A 15931-nucleotide genomic window follows, 5' to 3' on the forward strand; every position below is an offset into this window, starting at 1 on the left:
AATGAAAAAGCTCTTTATAATTTCTTTTAGTATTTTATTTTTTATCTCTTGTGGAAGTGGAAAATCTTTTCAAAGTTTTTTTAATGATCATAAGAGAGATTTAGGTGTTACTGCTTTTCAGGTTCCTAATTTCATGAGAGCATTGTTAACCAATATCTCTCCTGAAATAAACAACCTTTTTGGTAATGTTAAAGATTTTAAATTTATCACTTTTAACGATATTACAACCGTAAAACAAAATACTTTAATTCAGGAAATGGATTTAGTAACCACTAATAATTTTACTGATATTTTAAGAACAAATACTGTAGAAAAGACAAAAATAGTTTCTGTAAAAGAAGATGGTGATGTTGTTACACAAGCCATTATCTTTAATTCTACATTAGCAAAAACATCTGTTATTTATTTAAAAGGAAGGTTTGATCCTAATAAATTAAAGCAACTTTCAGAAACAGATCAATTTGAAAACTTATCGAATAAGTTAATTCAGAATTACCAACCTAAAGCAATTACTCCTGGGTTTAATCCTAATTAAAGATGAAAAAACTCTTATTTATACTTTCTGCACTTTTAATAATGATGTCTTGTAATTCACAAGGAAAACGTCCTTTAATGGGTGAAACCGACTATCAAAAAGAATTAAACGCTAGCTACAAAGACGCATCAAAATCACCTTTAAAAAAGAAAGATTTAAGAAAATTTAATGGATTAAAATTTTTTACTGTAGATTCATCATTTATTGTAAAAGCAAAATTCACTAAAATAGAAAATGCGCCAACTTTTGAAATGGCAACTACAACAGAGAGAAAACCTTTGTATAAAGAATATGGTTTATTAAATTTTACGTTAGATGGAAAACAACATGAATTGACTATTTATCAAAGTCAAGATGATTTACGAGACAAAAAGTACAAAGACTATTTATTTTTACCTTTTACAGACGACACTTCTGGCGAAGAATCTTATGGTGGTGGACGTTATATGGATGTAATGACCACAGATATAACAGCAGAAAATACTGTGATTTTAAATTTTAATAATACTTACAATCCTTATTGTGCTTATAATGATAAATACTCTTGCCCTTTAACTCCAAGAAAAAACCATTTAGATATTGAAATAAAAACAGGAATTAAAGTTTTTGAAAAGCATTAAACCAGTTATTACTTCATCTTTTTATTGTAAAAGCTTTCTATACTAGATATTAATCTATAGTTTCACACCTTAACCATCAAAATGTTTTTTATGAAGAAAAAAATAATTTTAGCAAGTATTCTCTTTATACTTATTACTGTTTCAAGTCAGTATATTTTTTATTTAGATATAAAAAGGCAATCTTATGATGCTAAAATTGTAAATACTTCTGGAAAACAAAGAATGTATAGTCAGCAAATTTCTAAAATTGCTTTATATACCAATAATGTTAATGATTTATACAAAAACTATATAAGTTTAGATTCAATAACAAATATTATTGATGATTTTACTCAAGATAATTATTATTTAAAAAACATTAATACTCAGAATTATAAGAATCCTGCTATAGATTCTTTGTTTTTAAAAAATCAGGTTTACTTTAAAAGAATAATTAAAGCTTCAAACGAATTAATAGACAACCCTAATGATCAAGGTTTTTTTGAAAATTTCATCACTAAAATAAATGAAAATGAGGGGGATTTTTTAATATCTATGGATACTCTTGTTAATGAATATCAAAAAACTTCCGAAAGAAAAATAAAGGGTTTTAAAAAAATATTAACACTCTATAGCTTAGTTACATTGTTTTTTTTAATTCTTATACTTTTGTTTATTATAATACCATTATATAAGAAAACTAAAATTTTGGATTCTAAATAATTTAATTATTACTTCATCTTTTTATTAGTAACATACAAACCATAAAAAACACTAAAAACAACTTTAAACCCAAAAAAGTTTTTCCATTTTCCATTGGCAAAATTAGTTTCTGAAACTTTATTAAAATCTCCAGAAAAAATATCGCTAAAACTAGCCATTAAAAGAGAAATTATAGTAACTATTATAAAAAAAGGCAAGGCTACTTTTACAAAGTTAGACCAAAAAAGAGGTTGTTTTATTTTATCTAGAAAACTCATTATTTTAATTTTTTATTGTTGTGATGACGATCGTGATCGCGTTTTGTTTTAATATCTAATTTCTTTTCAAAAGCGTCTTGTAAATCGATTCCTGTTTGGTTTGCCAAACATAAAACTACAAACATGACATCTGCTAACTCCTCTCCTAAATCTTTATTTTTATCAGATTCTTTTTCACTTTGCTCACCATAACGTCTTGCAATAATACGTGCAACCTCACCAACTTCTTCTGTTAGTTGCGCCATATTTGTTAACTCATTAAAATAACGAACTCCATGATTTTTAATCCAATCATCAACTTGTTTTTGTGCGTTTTCTATGTTCATTTTTCTTTATTAAGTAATGAAAATAATTAAATTAACAGGTTAGCAACTACTTCAAAAAAGCAGGCTTTTATTTATTCTGTAATTCTGTAGCTTTTCGCTCTAATTCCGCTTGAAATTCTTCCATAACAGGTTTTACAGTACTTTCTGGTATATCTGCTACTTTAATGTACATTAAACCATCTACTGCATTGTTAAATTTTGGATCAACATTAAACGCAACCAAACGTGCATTTTGTTTCACATACTTTTTAATTAAAACAGGAATTCTTAATGCTCCAGGCTCAATTTCGTCAATGATTTTGTCAAATTTTTGCATATCTGCTTTGGTAGCATCAAACACAAAATCTTTATCTCCGTCTTTTAATTTTACTTTGTATTCTTTCTTCGGATAAATATATTGCGCAATATATGGATCGTAATAATGAGATTTCATAAACTCAATCATTAATGATTTTGAGAAATCAGAAAACTGATTACTAATAGAAACACCACCCATTAAATATTTATATTCAGGGTAACGTAATGTAACATGTACAATTCCTTTCCACAATAAAAATAATGGCATTGGTTTTTGTTGGTATTCACCAATAATAAAAGCTCTACCCATTTCTATGGTATTACTCATCATTTGATGCAATTCTGGTTCAATTCTAAATAGCGTATGTATATAGAAACCATTAATACCATATTTTTTATAAATTTTCTTCCCAAGTCCCATTCTGTATGCACCTACTAAACGGTTTGCAACCCTATCCCACAAAAACATGTGATAATAATACTTATCGTATGTATCTAAATCTATTGCTTTGTTTGTTCCTTCACCAACATCTCTAAAAGTAATTTCTCTTAACCTACCTATTTCATGCAATAAATTGGGGATTTCTTTTGCATTAGCAAAAAATACTTCGTAATTCTTACTTTCTAATAACCTACCATCACCTTCTCTTAAAGCATTTACTTCTTTAACAAATAAATCTGAATTTCTTTGAGCCGTAATTTTTTTTGCAGGTTTTTTTGGTATTTTTAAATTCTGAGTTGAAATTAATTTATGTGCTTTCTCAAAAGGATTTGCTAACATGTACGTTTTCTTTCTGATAAACTCATAAAAAGCAGGAATCTCTTTAAACTCATTTTGATCTTTAACCGAAATTGGTTTCCCTATTCTAACTTTAATTACCTTTCCTTTTTGAGACATTAATTCTGAAGGTAATTTTGCCGTTCTTAAAGTTTCTGAAATGTTTGATAAAAAGTAAAAAAGACGACTGTTTTTTGCATGAAAATAAATAGGAATTACAGGCACTTTTGCTTTTTTAATCAACTTAACAGCACCTTCTTCCCAAGGTTTATCAACGTTAAGTTTACCTTCTTTATATGTAGAAACTTCTCCTGCTGGAAAAATCCCTAAAGGATTTCCCTCTCTTAAGTGTATTAATGCATTTTTAATTCCTGCAACACTAGATTTTGCATCCTTTCTATGTTCAAAAGGATTAACAGGCATAACGTATGGTTTAAGCGGCTCTATTCTATGCAATAAAAAATTAGCAATAATTTTATAATCTGCTCTTTTTTCCATTAACAATTTAAGTAATAAAATGCCATCTATTCCTCCTAAAGGATGATTAGAAATAGTAATAAAAGCTCCTTCTTTTGGAATTCTTTTAAAATCTTCTTCAGGAATTTCAAATTTGATATCACAATCATCCAAAACACCGTTTAAAAAATCTAAATCTGACTTGTTTTTATTATTGTCATAGATTTTATTTACTGCAGAAATACGAAGTATCTTTAATAAGATCCAACCAATAAAAGTTCCAAAAAAACCAAGTTTTTGTATACCAATTACCTGTGCAATTTCTTTAGATGTTACTAATGCCATTCGTTATTATTAAAGCGAACTGCAAACATACTAAAAAAACATATATGCAAATATTAATTTGTTGCTAAAACGATCTGAATCGTCTCTTTATTTACTTGTGTTAATAAAGATTCTCCTTTAACTTCAATACTTGAAACGGCAGCATCATCAAAATGACGAACTGTAAATAAATCTACATCTTTTTGAACTTCAATTTTAAACTGAGTTTTTAGCTCATCATAAAAAGCATCAAACTTGTTAAATTTATTATCAATACAAACAGAAAAACTAATCGCAGAATTCTGAATTAAGTTTACTTTTAATTGATAATCGTGTAATTTTTGAAAGATATAACTAATATTATTTTCTACCATAAAAGAGAAATCTAACGCAGAAATTGACACTAATATTTGATCTTTCTTCACAATAAAACAAGGTATGTAAGGTACTAATCTTGTTCCTTTAGAAACTCTTGTTCCTGTTTCTTTAGGGTTTACAAAAGAACGTACTAAAAGAGGAATTTCTTTTCTTTCTAAAGGCTGTAAAGTTTTAGGATGAATTACAGAAGCTCCGTAAAAAGCCATTTCAATTGCTTCTTCGTAAGAAATTTGCTCTAACAATGTTGTATCTGTAAATACTCTTGGATCTGCATTTAAAACACCAGGAACATCTTTCCAAATTGTTACATTTTCTGCGTCGAGACAATACGCAAAAATACCTGCTGTATAATCAGAACCTTCTCTACCTAACGTTGTTGTATTTTCTGTATCATTTGCAGCAATAAAACCTTGAGTAATATTTAATTTTGATGCATCTAATTTATTACTAATTATATTTTGAGTTAAATCCCAATCTACCTTTGCATCTCTATAATTACTGTCTGTTTTTATATAATTTCTTACATCAAACCAATTATTTTCTACGCCACTTTTTGATAAATAAGCACTTACAATTCTTGTTGATAAAAGCTCACCAAAACAAATAATTTGATCATAAACATAATTATACCTTTGTGATGTATTTCTGGCTAAAAACCAACTTAATTCACCTAAAAGAATATCAATTTCTTTATAAATACCGTCATTTTCATCAAACAAATCATTCATTAAGTTTTTATGAAAATCTTCAATAATACCTAATTTTTCAGATAATTTATCTGTCTTATTATAATATGCATCTATAACTTCTTCAAAAGCATTTGTAATTTTTCCCATTGCAGAAATTACAACTACAGTATTTTCTGTCCCTTCGCTTTGTAAAATTTGAGTTACATTTTTTACACTTGCTGCATCTTTTACAGATGCTCCTCCAAATTTAAAAATCTTCATTTTAACTATTTTGAATAAATTTCACCAAATTCTCTTTGTTCATTTGTACCACAGACCAATCATTTAAATAAGTGGCTCCTGTACTTTTATAAAATTCTACTGCATTGGTATTCCAATCAATTACCTCCCAAGCTACTCTATTATAATTATTATCGTGTGCATATTTTAAAACAGCTGTATACAATGCTTTTCCTGCTCCTATTTTTTGCTTTTCTTTAGTAACAATTAAGTCTTCTAAATGAATTGTTTTTCCTTTCCAAGTAGAATATCGTTCGTAAAACAAAGCAATACCAATAATATTATTTTCTTGTTCTGCTACAAAAATTTTAAACTGTGGGTTTTCAGAAAAACCATCTCTTAATAAATCTTCAACTGTAATTTCTACAGCTTTTGGTTCTTTCTCAAAAATAGCCAACTCTGTAATTAAATTTAATACAGATTGCATGTCTTTTTCTTTTCCTAGTCTTACTATAAAATCCATGTTCGTAAATTTTGTTCAAAGATAGTTTTTTTGATTTCGACCAAAAGTATTTGAAGATTTTACACAATTATTTTTGATTTGTTTAAATTTTTAACGAAAAAAATAAAGAACTAAAACGTTGTAGTAAGTGAAAAAAGTTTAGATATTTGTTGAAACCATCAATATTAAAACATAATGACAGGAAAAAATCAAACTTTAGGTGAATTTATCATTGAAAATCAACATGCTTTTAAATATAGCTCTGGTGAATTATCAAGTCTTTTAAACTCTATTAGGCTAGCTGCAAAAGTAGTTAATCATGAAGTAAACAAAGCTGGTTTGGTAGATATCATTGGCGCTTTTGGAGACACAAACATTCAAGGAGAGGATCAACAAAAATTAGATGTTTACGCAAATGATAAATTTATTCAAACTTTAACAAAAAGGAATATTGTGTGTGGTATTGCTAGTGAAGAAGAAGATAGTTTTATCACCATAAATAGTATTGATGAAAACCACCAAAACAAATATGTTGTTTTAATTGATCCTTTAGATGGCTCCTCTAATATTGATGTAAATGTTTCTGTAGGAACAATTTTTTCTATTTACAGACGTGTTACTCCAACTGGTACTCCTGTTCAATTAGAAGATTTTTTACAAAAAGGAAGCAAACAAGTTGCTGCTGGTTATGTAGTTTATGGTACCTCAACAATGCTGGTTTACACAACTGGAGCTGGTGTAAATGGTTTTACATTAAACCCAGCTATTGGTTCTTTTTACTTATCACATCCTAATATGGAGTTCCCTGAAAATGGAAGTATTTACTCTGTAAATGAAGGGAATTATTTAGATTTTCCATTAGGTGTTAAAAAATACATTAAATACTGTCAGGAAGAAGAAGGAGACAGACCTTATACAAGCAGATATATTGGTTCTTTAGTTTCTGATTTTCACAGAAATATGATAAAAGGAGGAATTTACATGTATCCAAAAGGCTCTAGAAATCCTGATGGAAAATTACGTTTATTATATGAATGTAATCCAATGGCATTTATTGCAGAACAAGCAAATGGTAAATCTTCTGATGGTTACACAAGAACTATGGATGTTGAACCTACAGAATTACACCAAAGAGTTCCTTTTATTTGTGGTAGCATAAATATGGTTGAAGAATTGGAAGAGTTTATGCAGAAATACGGAGAATAAATCTTTCTTATACCTTAATCAATTAACAAAACATAAACTTCTTGTAAAATCATTCATTAATGGTTAATTTTACAGTCGTAAAAAACAATACTAACTTTTAAAAAAATAAAAATGGCTTTTCAATTACCAAAATTAGGATACGCTTATGATGCGTTAGAACCAAATATTGATGCAAGAACTATGGAAATTCACCATACAAAACATCACAATGGATATACAACAAAATTAAATGCTGCAATTGCAGGTACTGATTTAGAAGGAAAATCTATAGAAGATATTCTTGCAAATTTAGACATGAGCAATGCAGCTGTAAGAAATAACGGTGGTGGGTTTTACAACCACTCATTATTCTGGACAGTGATGAACCCAAATGATAGAGGTTATTTATCTGGAGAATTAAAAGACGCTATTGAAGCTGCTTTTGGTTCTAAAGATGCTTTTATTGAAGCTTTTTCTAAAGCTGCTGCAACTCAATTTGGTTCTGGTTGGGCTTGGTTATGTGTTTTACCAGGAGGTAAAGTAGAAGTTTGTTCTACGCCAAACCAAGACAATCCATTAATGCCAGGTGTAACATGTACAGGTACTCCTATTTTAGGGTTAGATGTTTGGGAACATGCTTACTACTTAAACTACCAAAACAGAAGACCAGATTATATTAATGCTTTCTTTAATGTAATTAACTGGAATGAAATTGAAAGACGTTACGCAGAAGCTAAATAAATGCACAGCCTTTTTTTTTAGTATCTCACTAATTAGTAAAAAAGTGAGTTTATAAAATAAATTAGAAAAAGCATCCTAAAAATAGGATGCTTTTTTTTACATCTTCTTATAGGTGAAATCACGTTCTATTTTAAACAAGCTATTACTTTTATTTAAAAAAAATATAAACACTTAATTTTTAGATAAGTACGAAAATACATTAATTTAGAAATGATAAAGAATTAAATTCAACAATATTTTGATTATAAAAAAGTGCATTTTTTTTATAAAAAAATACGAAAAGTATTTGCGAGATAAACAAAACTTACTATATTTGCACCGCTCTAATAATTAGATGTTGTTTTTCATCTTAAAGCGAGAGTAAGTTCATAAAATAATGACTGCGAAAGTAGCTCAGGGGTAGAGCATCACCTTGCCAAGGTGGGGGTCGCGGGTTCAAATCCCGTCTTTCGCTCTATTCTAAAATATACCAATGCTGAAGTGGTGGAATTGGTAGACACGCTGGACTTAAAATCCAGTGGTCAGTAATGGCCGTATGGGTTCAAGTCCCATCTTCAGTACAAAAACCGTAACATTTATTTGTTACGGTTTTTTTTTACTCAAATTTTAAAGTTTGAGCATAAAAAAAAGCTGATATATTATATCAGCTTTTTTTAATTCAATCTATAAATCCCCCAACTTATGATTGATTATTTTTAATTAACCCATAACTATGATTATCAACACAATTACACTGTAAATCTACATTAGATTTAAGCTTAAAAATTTAACTTTCGTTTAAAGAGTGATATACATCGACGAATGGATGAATATTGTAGTTAAATGGATTAAAGTAAATTTAATCTTTTCATAAGTTCACTTTTATTAGATCTACTTATTGGAATAACACTTTTCTGAATTAAAACACTATTATCTTCAATATCAATTATTTGAGAAATATTAATTATAAAAGATCTATGAATTCTTAGAAATAGTCCTTGAGGTAGTTTATCTTCTATCTTTTTTAATGTAGAGTGTACTATGTAGTTTTTTGTTTGAGTTTTAATACTAATATAATCTCCCTTTGCCTCAACAAAATATATATCAGGTATATTAATTTTTATCAACCTTCTGTCTACACTTACATATATAAAACTTGAATCTTCTTTAGAGGAATATGAATCATTAGAAACTTTTGCTTCTTCTAAAGAAGCTAATTTATGTAATGACTTATTAAATCTTGCCTTAGTAATTGGTTTTACTAGGTAATCTACTACACACTCATACTCAAAAGCTTGCAATGCAAAGTTTTTATCAGAAGTAGATAAAATTATTTTTGGTGGAGATTTTAAGGTTTGTATAAAGTCAAAACCAGAAAATGTTGGCATATGTATATCTAAAAATATTAAATCTACTTCATTAGAATTAAGATATTTTATAGCATCTATTGCAGAACTAAATTCTTCAACTACAGAAACTTGCTCAGAATTACTACATAACTGCTTAATAATTAATCTAGCAGTTGCATCATCATCTATTATAATACAATTCATAACATTTTTAGGGACATAATTAAGCCACTAAATATACATGAATTTTGTTTAAAACTTTAACAAAATCATTATATAATTTTGTTTCGCTGTTTTTTAAATCTTTTTCAAACTTAGAAGCTAGTTCTAAACCTTTCTTAAAACCTAAAATGCTTATTTTATGTTTTAATTTATGTACATTATTTGAAGCCTCTAAATAATTCTTTTTTTCAAAATTATTATTAAAAAGTGTATATTCTTCAGGAAACTCTTTCTTAAGAACACTTAAAATACTTTCCTCAAAATCTACATCTCCTCCAGAAAGTTCCTTTATATAATTTAAATTTGGTGTTTCCATTTCATTTATATTAAAGTGATTTTATGAAAATAGTTATTCAGAAATAAGTTCATTCTTCTTCCAATATTTTAACAATGATCTTACTTTTTTAGCATACTTAGTGTATTGAGCTGGTTTTGTGAAATAGCCAGAAATTCCAAAATCATAACATTTTTTTAATTCACTATCATCTTCTGAGTTAGACATTATGATAATAGGTATATTCTTAAACTTGATATTTGCTTTTAATTTTTCTAAAAGCTCAAGACCATTCATTCTAGGCATATGCAAATCTAAAATAATAATATTGAAGGTATTTTCAAGGTTATTTAAAAAACCTAAAGCCTGTTTTCCATTTACAGCTTCTACAATAGAGCATGGAAAACTAATATCTTTACAAACTTTTTTAAATTTCATTCTTTCTATTGCATCATCGTCAATAAGTAATATAGAGAGGGATTTCATTTGTTTATAACATTTTTTATTTAGAGTACTGTAAAAATGAAACAAAAAAAGAAAAGAAAAATATTTGTTAGTTTATCTGCTTTAAAAACTCGTTAAATGGTTCGTTTTTAGTGTTCAATTTATTACTTAGACATGTATCTGTCTATCTATTTGTTGATTGAGCGAAATAAATGATTCAAACTTAGAAACACCTTTTATCACTTTTATCTTAGAATTTAAAAGCCTCATAAGATCTTCATTATCTTTACAAAGTACTTTAATAAAAATTGTAAAATTCCCTGTTGTGTAATGACTCTCTATTACTTCAGGAATTTCTTTGAACCTTTTTACAACAGAAGTCAATACTGCTGAAGATTCTAAATAAACACCTATAAAAGCAGTTGTAGAATATCCTAAAGCCTTATGATTTATGTTCATTTGATAACCATCAATCAAATCAGATTTTTCAAGCTTTCTTAACCTTTGGTGAATAGCTGCACCAGAAATACCAACATCTCTTGCAATACTTAAAATAGGGATTCTAGCATCTTTTATTAAACTTCTGATAATTTTCTTATCAATTCCGTCAATTTTCATCTTTAGATCTTTAACTATAAAGATAAAAAAAATAGAGAACACAAATTGTATTCTCTATTTTATTATTAATTTTTAACTAAATTTAAAATATTTATTTCATTTCGAAATCTTCCATAAACTTAGTTGTATAATTTCCTGCAATATAATCTGGATGATCCATTAACTGTCTATGAAAAGGAATTGTTGTTTTTACACCTTCAATTACAAATTCATCTAAAGCACGTTTCATTTTATTAATTGCTTCTTCTCTTGTTTGAGCAGTAGTAATCAACTTAGCAATCATAGAATCGTAATTTGGCGGAATCATATACCCTGCATAAACATGAGTATCAACTCTAACTCCATGACCTCCAGGAGAATGAAAAGTTGAAATTTTCCCTGGAGCTGGTCTAAAATTATTATAAGGATCTTCTGCGTTTATCCTACATTCTATTGAATGCATTTGAGGAAAATAATTTTTTCCAGAAATTGGAACACCTGCAGCAACTAAAATCTGTTCTCTAATTAAATCGTAGTTTACTACTTCTTCTGTAATTGGATGCTCTACCTGAATACGAGTATTCATCTCCATAAAATAGAAGTTTCTATGTTTATCAACCAAAAATTCTACAGTACCTGCACCTTCATATTTAATAAATTCTGATGCTTTTACAGCAGCTTCACCCATTTTATTTCTTAAAGCATCTGTCATAAAAGGAGAAGGAGTTTCTTCTGTTAACTTTTGATGACGACGTTGCACAGAACAGTCTCTTTCAGATAAATGACATGCTTTTCCAAAAGAATCTCCAACAATTTGAATCTCTATATGTCTTGGCTCTTCAATAAGCTTTTCCATATACATATCATCATTACCAAAAGCTGCTTTAGATTCTTGTCTTGCAGAATCCCAAGCTTCTTTTAAATCTTCAGCTTTCCAAACAGCACGCATTCCTTTACCTCCACCTCCTGCAGAAGCTTTTAACATTACAGGGTAACCAGTTTCTAAAGCTACTTTTTCACAATCTTCAAAGTCTTGAATAACACCTTCACTTCCAGGAACACAAGGCACGCCTGCTTTAAGCATAGTCGATTTAGCATTTGCTTTATCTCCCATTTGGTCAATCATGTCTCCTGTTGCTCCAATAAACTTAATATTATGCTCTTCACATAATCTTGAAAATTTAGCATTTTCTGATAAAAAACCATATCCTGGATGAATTGCATCTGCATTGGTAATTTCTGCAGCAGCTATAATATTAGACATCTTTAAATATGATTCTGAACTTGGGGCTGGCCCAATACAAACTGCTTCATCTGCAAATCTAACATGCAAACTTTCTTCATCTGCTTTAGAATAAACTGCAACAGTTTTTATGCCCATTTCTTTACATGTTCTAATAACACGTAAGGCTATTTCACCCCTATTGGCAATTAATATTTTTTTAAACATCTTTGTTGAATTAGTTATTAAGTTAATTTGAAAAAATAATAGTTAAAAAAAGAAAAAATCTAATTCTTAACTCTTAGTTTCTAATCTAACTATGATGGATCTACTAAAAATAAAGGTTGATCAAATTCTACAGGAGAAGAATCATCAACTAAAACTTTAATAATTTTACCTGAAACTTCAGATTCAATCTCATTAAATAACTTCATTGCCTCAATAACACAAACTGTATCTCCTACAGAAATATCAGTACCTACCTCAACAAAATTAGGTTTATCAGGTGAAGGTTTTCTGTAAAATGTTCCAATAATAGGAGATTTTACTGTAATGTATTTAGAATCATCACTTTCTGCTTTTGATGCTACTGCTTCAACAGTTTTTGCTTGTTCTTGCGCTACAGGAGCAGCAACTTGTGGCATACCAACCATTGGAGCTGCTTGCACTATAGTTGTTTCTGTTTTATTAGAGCCAGTTCTAATAGTAATTTTTACATCTTCCATTTCTAACTTTACCTCGCTAGCGCCAGATTTCGCTACAAATTTTATAAGATTTTGAATTTCTTTAATATCCATACTCATAATTATTTAATTGTTTTATTTTATGAATTATATGCCCATTTTAAGTATGCAGCTCCCCATGTGAAACCACCACCAAATGCAGCAAAAATTAAATTATCTCCTTTTTTTAATTGACTTTCGTAGTCTGCTAATAATAATGGTAAAGTAGCTGATGTTGTGTTACCATACTTTTGAATATTCATCATCACTTTTTCTGACGACACTCCTACTCTTTTAGCGGTTGCTTCAATAATTCGTTTATTAGCTTGATGTGCTACTAACCATTGAATATCTTCTTCTGTAAGATTATTTCTGGTTAACATTTTTTCAGCAACATCTGCCATGTTAGAAACCGCATATTTAAAAACAGTTTTTCCTTCTTGATACACAAAATGCTTTTTACCTTCAACTGTTTCTTTTGTTGCTGGCATTAAAGAACCTCCTGCTTCTATTCTAAGAAAATCTCTTCCTACTCCATCACTTCTTAAGTATTCGTCTTCTAAACCTAGCCCTTCATAGTTTGGTTCGAACAACACAGCTCCAGCTCCATCTCCAAAAATAATACAAGTAGCTCTATCTTTATAATCTATAATAGAAGACATTTTATCTGCTCCAATTAATAGTACTTTTTTATACCTACCAGATTCTATATAACTAGCAGCTGTAGACATACCGTATAAAAAGCTAGAACAAGCCGCTTGTAAATCATATCCAAAAGCATTTACCGCTCCAATTTCTGAAGCTACATAAGCTGCAGTTGATGCAACTGGTAAATCTGGAGTTGCAGTACCAACAATTACTAAGTCTATTTCTGTTGGATCAATGTTTGATTTTTGCAACATTTCTTCTGCTGCTTTTATAGCCATGAATGAAGTACCTAAACCTTCTCCTTTTAATACTCTTCTTTCTTTGATACCTGTTCTACTAGTAATCCATTCATCATTGGTATCTACCATGGTTTCTAACTCTTTATTTGTTAGAACATATTCAGGAACATATTTCCCAACTGCTGTAATTGCTGCAGTGATTTTTGTCATAATTATAGTTATTTTCCTTGTGGTTAGGAAAGTCAAAAGTAGTGAAATTTATTTCACTACTTTAAGTAAAAATCATCAAAAAAGACAATTTTTACTTAAAAAACGCAAAAAAACCCTCATAATTGAGGGTTTTTCTAATAATTTTCGATTTCTACTATGCTTCTGCTGCTGCAGATTCTAATACTACTTGTCCTCTGTAGTATAATTTACCTTCATGCCAGTGAGCTCTGTGATATAAATGCGCTTCTCCTGTTGTAGGATCTGTTGCTATTTGTTGAGAAGCTGCTTTATAATGCGTTCTCCTTTTATCTCTTCTAGTTTTAGATATCTTTCTTTTAGGATGTGCCATTTTATGTCTTTTTTTCTGTTATTAAATTCTTTAATTTATCCCACCTTGGGTCTGTCTCTTCAACAGTTTTTACTTCTTTTATTTGTAATTCTTTTAATTTATCTAATGTTTCAGAATCCATTGTTCCGTCTAAAACTTTTGGATGAACTCTTTTATTTGGAATTGATAATACTATCATTTCATAAATAAATTGAGCAACATTAAATTCATAAGCTTCATGAGGTAAAATTAAAATCTCCTCATTATCATCATTAAATTCTGGTCCAAAGTTTACTATTAATGGTAAAACTGATTGAACATCTTGCTGATAAAGCTCATTAGTAACATCACATGGTACTTCTACAAATCCACTTGCAGTAAAAGTTAAATCAAACAATGTACTTTTCTTTATAAAATTTAATGACACTTTAATAGATGAACTTTCAAATTCATCATAATTAAAGGCTTCAAAGAACGTATTATCAACATCATATTCAAATAAATGAGTTCCTTCCTTTAATCCTACAAACTGTATGTTGAATTTCTTTAAGTCTTTCATTACCAAACATCAATTGAGCGTGCAAAGATATAAAAAAATATTATTTTACAATCTTTTCTTTTAAAAGTTTTTTACTTTACTAAAAGTGGGTTTTTAGAAAGCTCTTTATATTCTTTTCTTGTTTTAAAAACTTGAATTCCAGTAAACAGTGCTTCTTTAAAAGAAGAAGGGTTTGCAGTATTTTTTCCAGCAATATCAAAACCTGTACCATGATCTGGCGAAGTTCGTACCTCACTTAATCCTGCTGTATAATTTACTCCATTACCAAAAGACAAAGCTTTAAAAGGTGCTAAACCTTGATCATGATAGGTTGCCAAAACCCCATCAAACTGCTTATATGTTTCTGATCCAAAAAAACCATCTGCTGCATAGGGTCCAAAAACCAACTTACCAGACGCTTTAATTTCATCAATTGTAGGCTTTATAATCTCATCATCTTCCATACCTATAACACCTTTATCTCCACAATGAGGATTCAATCCTAAAACAGCAATTTTTGGTTTATCAATTCCAAAGTCTTGCACTAAAGAAGTATACATTGTTTCAACTTTTTCTTTAATTAAAGATGGCGTAATTGCTTCTGCTACTTTAGATATTGGAATATGCCCAGTAATAAGACCTATTCTTAGTTCATCCGTCATTAATATCATTAAACTCTTTCCTTCAAGTTTATCTTCTAAATATTCTGTGTGACCAGGAAAGTTAAAAGATTCTGATTGAATTGTTTCTTTATTGATAGGAGCAGTTAATAAAACATCTATTTTTTTATCCTTTAAATAAGTAACTGCTGTTTCTAAAGATTTTGCTGCATACTCACCAGATTCTTTAGTAGCCTTCCCTAATTCAATAGAAACATCTTCTTTCCAAATATTTAAAACATTAATTTTATTATGATTAATTTGGTTTAAAGAAGTAATACCATGAACAGGAGTTTCTATTTTTAATGCCTTTTTATGATAAGAAACAACTTTTGTACTTCCAAAAATAACTGGAGTACAAAAATCTAACATTCTTTTATCATGAAAGGTTTTTAGAATAACCTCTATACCTATTCCATTTAAATCCCCTATTGAAATACCAACTATAATTTTATCAGATTTATCCATAGTAACTCTTGTATTATTCCTAT

At 28.8% G+C, this 15931-nt stretch carries 20 protein-coding genes and 2 tRNA genes; 7 read left to right on the top strand and 15 right to left on the bottom strand.

Annotation, left to right across the window (positions count from 1 at the left end):
* Position 1 precedes the first annotated feature (1 nt).
* The 3 genes from PHEL85_RS14710 to PHEL85_RS14720 all read left to right on the top strand — a co-directional run bounded on the left by PHEL85_RS14710 (position 2) and on the right by PHEL85_RS14720 (position 1857).
* Positions 2-535: a DUF4252 domain-containing protein gene (locus tag PHEL85_RS14710; protein ID WP_036826906.1), complete on the top strand. Its 534-nt coding sequence runs from the start codon at positions 2-4 to the stop codon at positions 533-535.
* Between the two features lie 2 nt (positions 536-537).
* Positions 538-1155 (top strand): DUF1684 domain-containing protein, encoded by a 618-nt coding sequence (locus tag PHEL85_RS14715; protein ID WP_036826909.1) that lies wholly within the window; start codon positions 538-540, stop codon positions 1153-1155.
* A gap of 90 nt (positions 1156-1245) precedes the next feature.
* Positions 1246-1857: a type IV pili methyl-accepting chemotaxis transducer N-terminal domain-containing protein gene (locus PHEL85_RS14720; protein WP_162179440.1), complete on the top strand. Its 612-nt coding sequence runs from the start codon at positions 1246-1248 to the stop codon at positions 1855-1857.
* 8 nt (positions 1858-1865) lie between these two features.
* Here the strand turns inward: PHEL85_RS14720 and PHEL85_RS14725 are convergent, their stop codons facing one another.
* From PHEL85_RS14725 to PHEL85_RS14745, 5 genes are all read right to left on the bottom strand, one after another.
* A complete protein-coding gene (locus tag PHEL85_RS14725; protein ID WP_036826915.1) occupies positions 1866-2114 on the bottom strand; it encodes a hypothetical protein in 249 nt (82 codons plus the stop codon).
* Positions 2114-2440, bottom strand: a complete 327-nt coding sequence (locus PHEL85_RS14730; RefSeq protein ID WP_036826919.1) for a nucleotide pyrophosphohydrolase — start codon at positions 2438-2440, stop codon at positions 2114-2116. Before PHEL85_RS14730 ends, PHEL85_RS14725 begins: the two co-directional genes overlap by 1 nt.
* Before the next feature lie 67 nt (positions 2441-2507).
* A complete protein-coding gene (locus tag PHEL85_RS14735; protein WP_036826922.1) occupies positions 2508-4316 on the bottom strand; it encodes a GNAT family N-acyltransferase in 1809 nt (602 codons plus the stop codon).
* A 53-nt stretch (positions 4317-4369) separates the two neighbouring features.
* Positions 4370-5623 carry an aspartate kinase gene (locus PHEL85_RS14740; protein WP_036826925.1) on the bottom strand — a complete coding sequence of 418 codons (1254 nt, stop codon included), beginning with the start codon at positions 5621-5623 and terminating at the stop codon, positions 4370-4372.
* 1 nt (position 5624) lies between these two features.
* The gene (locus tag PHEL85_RS14745) at positions 5625-6104 is read right to left on the bottom strand and encodes a GNAT family N-acetyltransferase (RefSeq protein ID WP_036826927.1); all 480 of its coding nucleotides are present in this window, start codon (positions 6102-6104) and stop codon (positions 5625-5627) included.
* Between the two features lie 174 nt (positions 6105-6278).
* On the opposite strand from PHEL85_RS14745, the gene fbp reads away from it, so the two are divergent.
* From fbp to PHEL85_RS14765, 4 genes are all read left to right on the top strand, one after another.
* Positions 6279-7289, top strand: a complete 1011-nt coding sequence (fbp, locus tag PHEL85_RS14750; RefSeq protein ID WP_036826929.1) for a class 1 fructose-bisphosphatase — start codon at positions 6279-6281, stop codon at positions 7287-7289.
* Between the two features lie 111 nt (positions 7290-7400).
* Complete coding sequence (locus tag PHEL85_RS14755; RefSeq protein WP_036826931.1) at positions 7401-8009, top strand: superoxide dismutase; 609 nt, start codon at positions 7401-7403, stop codon at positions 8007-8009.
* A 382-nt stretch (positions 8010-8391) separates the two neighbouring features.
* A tRNA-Gly gene (locus tag PHEL85_RS14760) sits at positions 8392-8463 on the top strand.
* 20 nt (positions 8464-8483) lie between these two features.
* Positions 8484-8569, top strand: a tRNA-Leu gene (locus PHEL85_RS14765).
* A 267-nt stretch (positions 8570-8836) separates the two neighbouring features.
* Here the strand turns inward: PHEL85_RS14765 and PHEL85_RS14770 are convergent.
* From PHEL85_RS14770 to pdxA, 10 genes are all read right to left on the bottom strand, one after another.
* Positions 8837-9541, bottom strand: a complete 705-nt coding sequence (locus tag PHEL85_RS14770; protein ID WP_036826934.1) for a LytR/AlgR family response regulator transcription factor — start codon at positions 9539-9541, stop codon at positions 8837-8839.
* A 19-nt stretch (positions 9542-9560) separates the two neighbouring features.
* Positions 9561-9875 (bottom strand): Hpt domain-containing protein, encoded by a 315-nt coding sequence (locus tag PHEL85_RS14775; RefSeq protein WP_036826937.1) that lies wholly within the window; start codon positions 9873-9875, stop codon positions 9561-9563.
* Positions 9876-9908: 33 nt separating this feature from the next.
* The gene (locus PHEL85_RS14780; RefSeq protein WP_036826939.1) at positions 9909-10319 is read right to left on the bottom strand and encodes a response regulator; all 411 of its coding nucleotides are present in this window, start codon (positions 10317-10319) and stop codon (positions 9909-9911) included.
* Between the two features lie 126 nt (positions 10320-10445).
* On the bottom strand, positions 10446-10895 hold the full coding sequence (locus PHEL85_RS14785; protein WP_036826941.1) for an Lrp/AsnC family transcriptional regulator: 450 nt from the start codon (positions 10893-10895) through the stop codon (positions 10446-10448).
* 91 nt (positions 10896-10986) lie between these two features.
* Entirely contained in the window at positions 10987-12324 is a 1338-nt protein-coding gene (gene accC / locus PHEL85_RS14790) for an acetyl-CoA carboxylase biotin carboxylase subunit (protein WP_036826943.1), read from the bottom strand.
* Between the two features lie 89 nt (positions 12325-12413).
* Positions 12414-12893: an acetyl-CoA carboxylase biotin carboxyl carrier protein gene (gene accB / locus PHEL85_RS14795; protein ID WP_036826946.1), complete on the bottom strand. Its 480-nt coding sequence runs from the start codon at positions 12891-12893 to the stop codon at positions 12414-12416.
* A 26-nt stretch (positions 12894-12919) separates the two neighbouring features.
* A complete protein-coding gene (locus PHEL85_RS14800) occupies positions 12920-13915 on the bottom strand; it encodes a beta-ketoacyl-ACP synthase III (protein WP_036826948.1) in 996 nt (331 codons plus the stop codon).
* Between the two features lie 154 nt (positions 13916-14069).
* Positions 14070-14264, bottom strand: coding sequence for a 50S ribosomal protein L32 (gene rpmF / locus PHEL85_RS14805; protein ID WP_036826951.1), 195 nt, complete (start codon positions 14262-14264; stop codon positions 14070-14072).
* Position 14265: 1 nt separating this feature from the next.
* Positions 14266-14802 (bottom strand): YceD family protein, encoded by a 537-nt coding sequence (locus PHEL85_RS14810; protein ID WP_036826953.1) that lies wholly within the window; start codon positions 14800-14802, stop codon positions 14266-14268.
* Positions 14803-14873: 71 nt separating this feature from the next.
* Positions 14874-15908: a 4-hydroxythreonine-4-phosphate dehydrogenase PdxA gene (pdxA, locus tag PHEL85_RS14815; RefSeq protein WP_036826956.1), complete on the bottom strand. Its 1035-nt coding sequence runs from the start codon at positions 15906-15908 to the stop codon at positions 14874-14876.
* Positions 15909-15931: the final 23 nt, after the last annotated feature.

The organism is Polaribacter sp. Hel1_85 (genome assembly GCF_000766795.1).
Classification (GTDB): domain Bacteria; phylum Bacteroidota; class Bacteroidia; order Flavobacteriales; family Flavobacteriaceae; genus Polaribacter.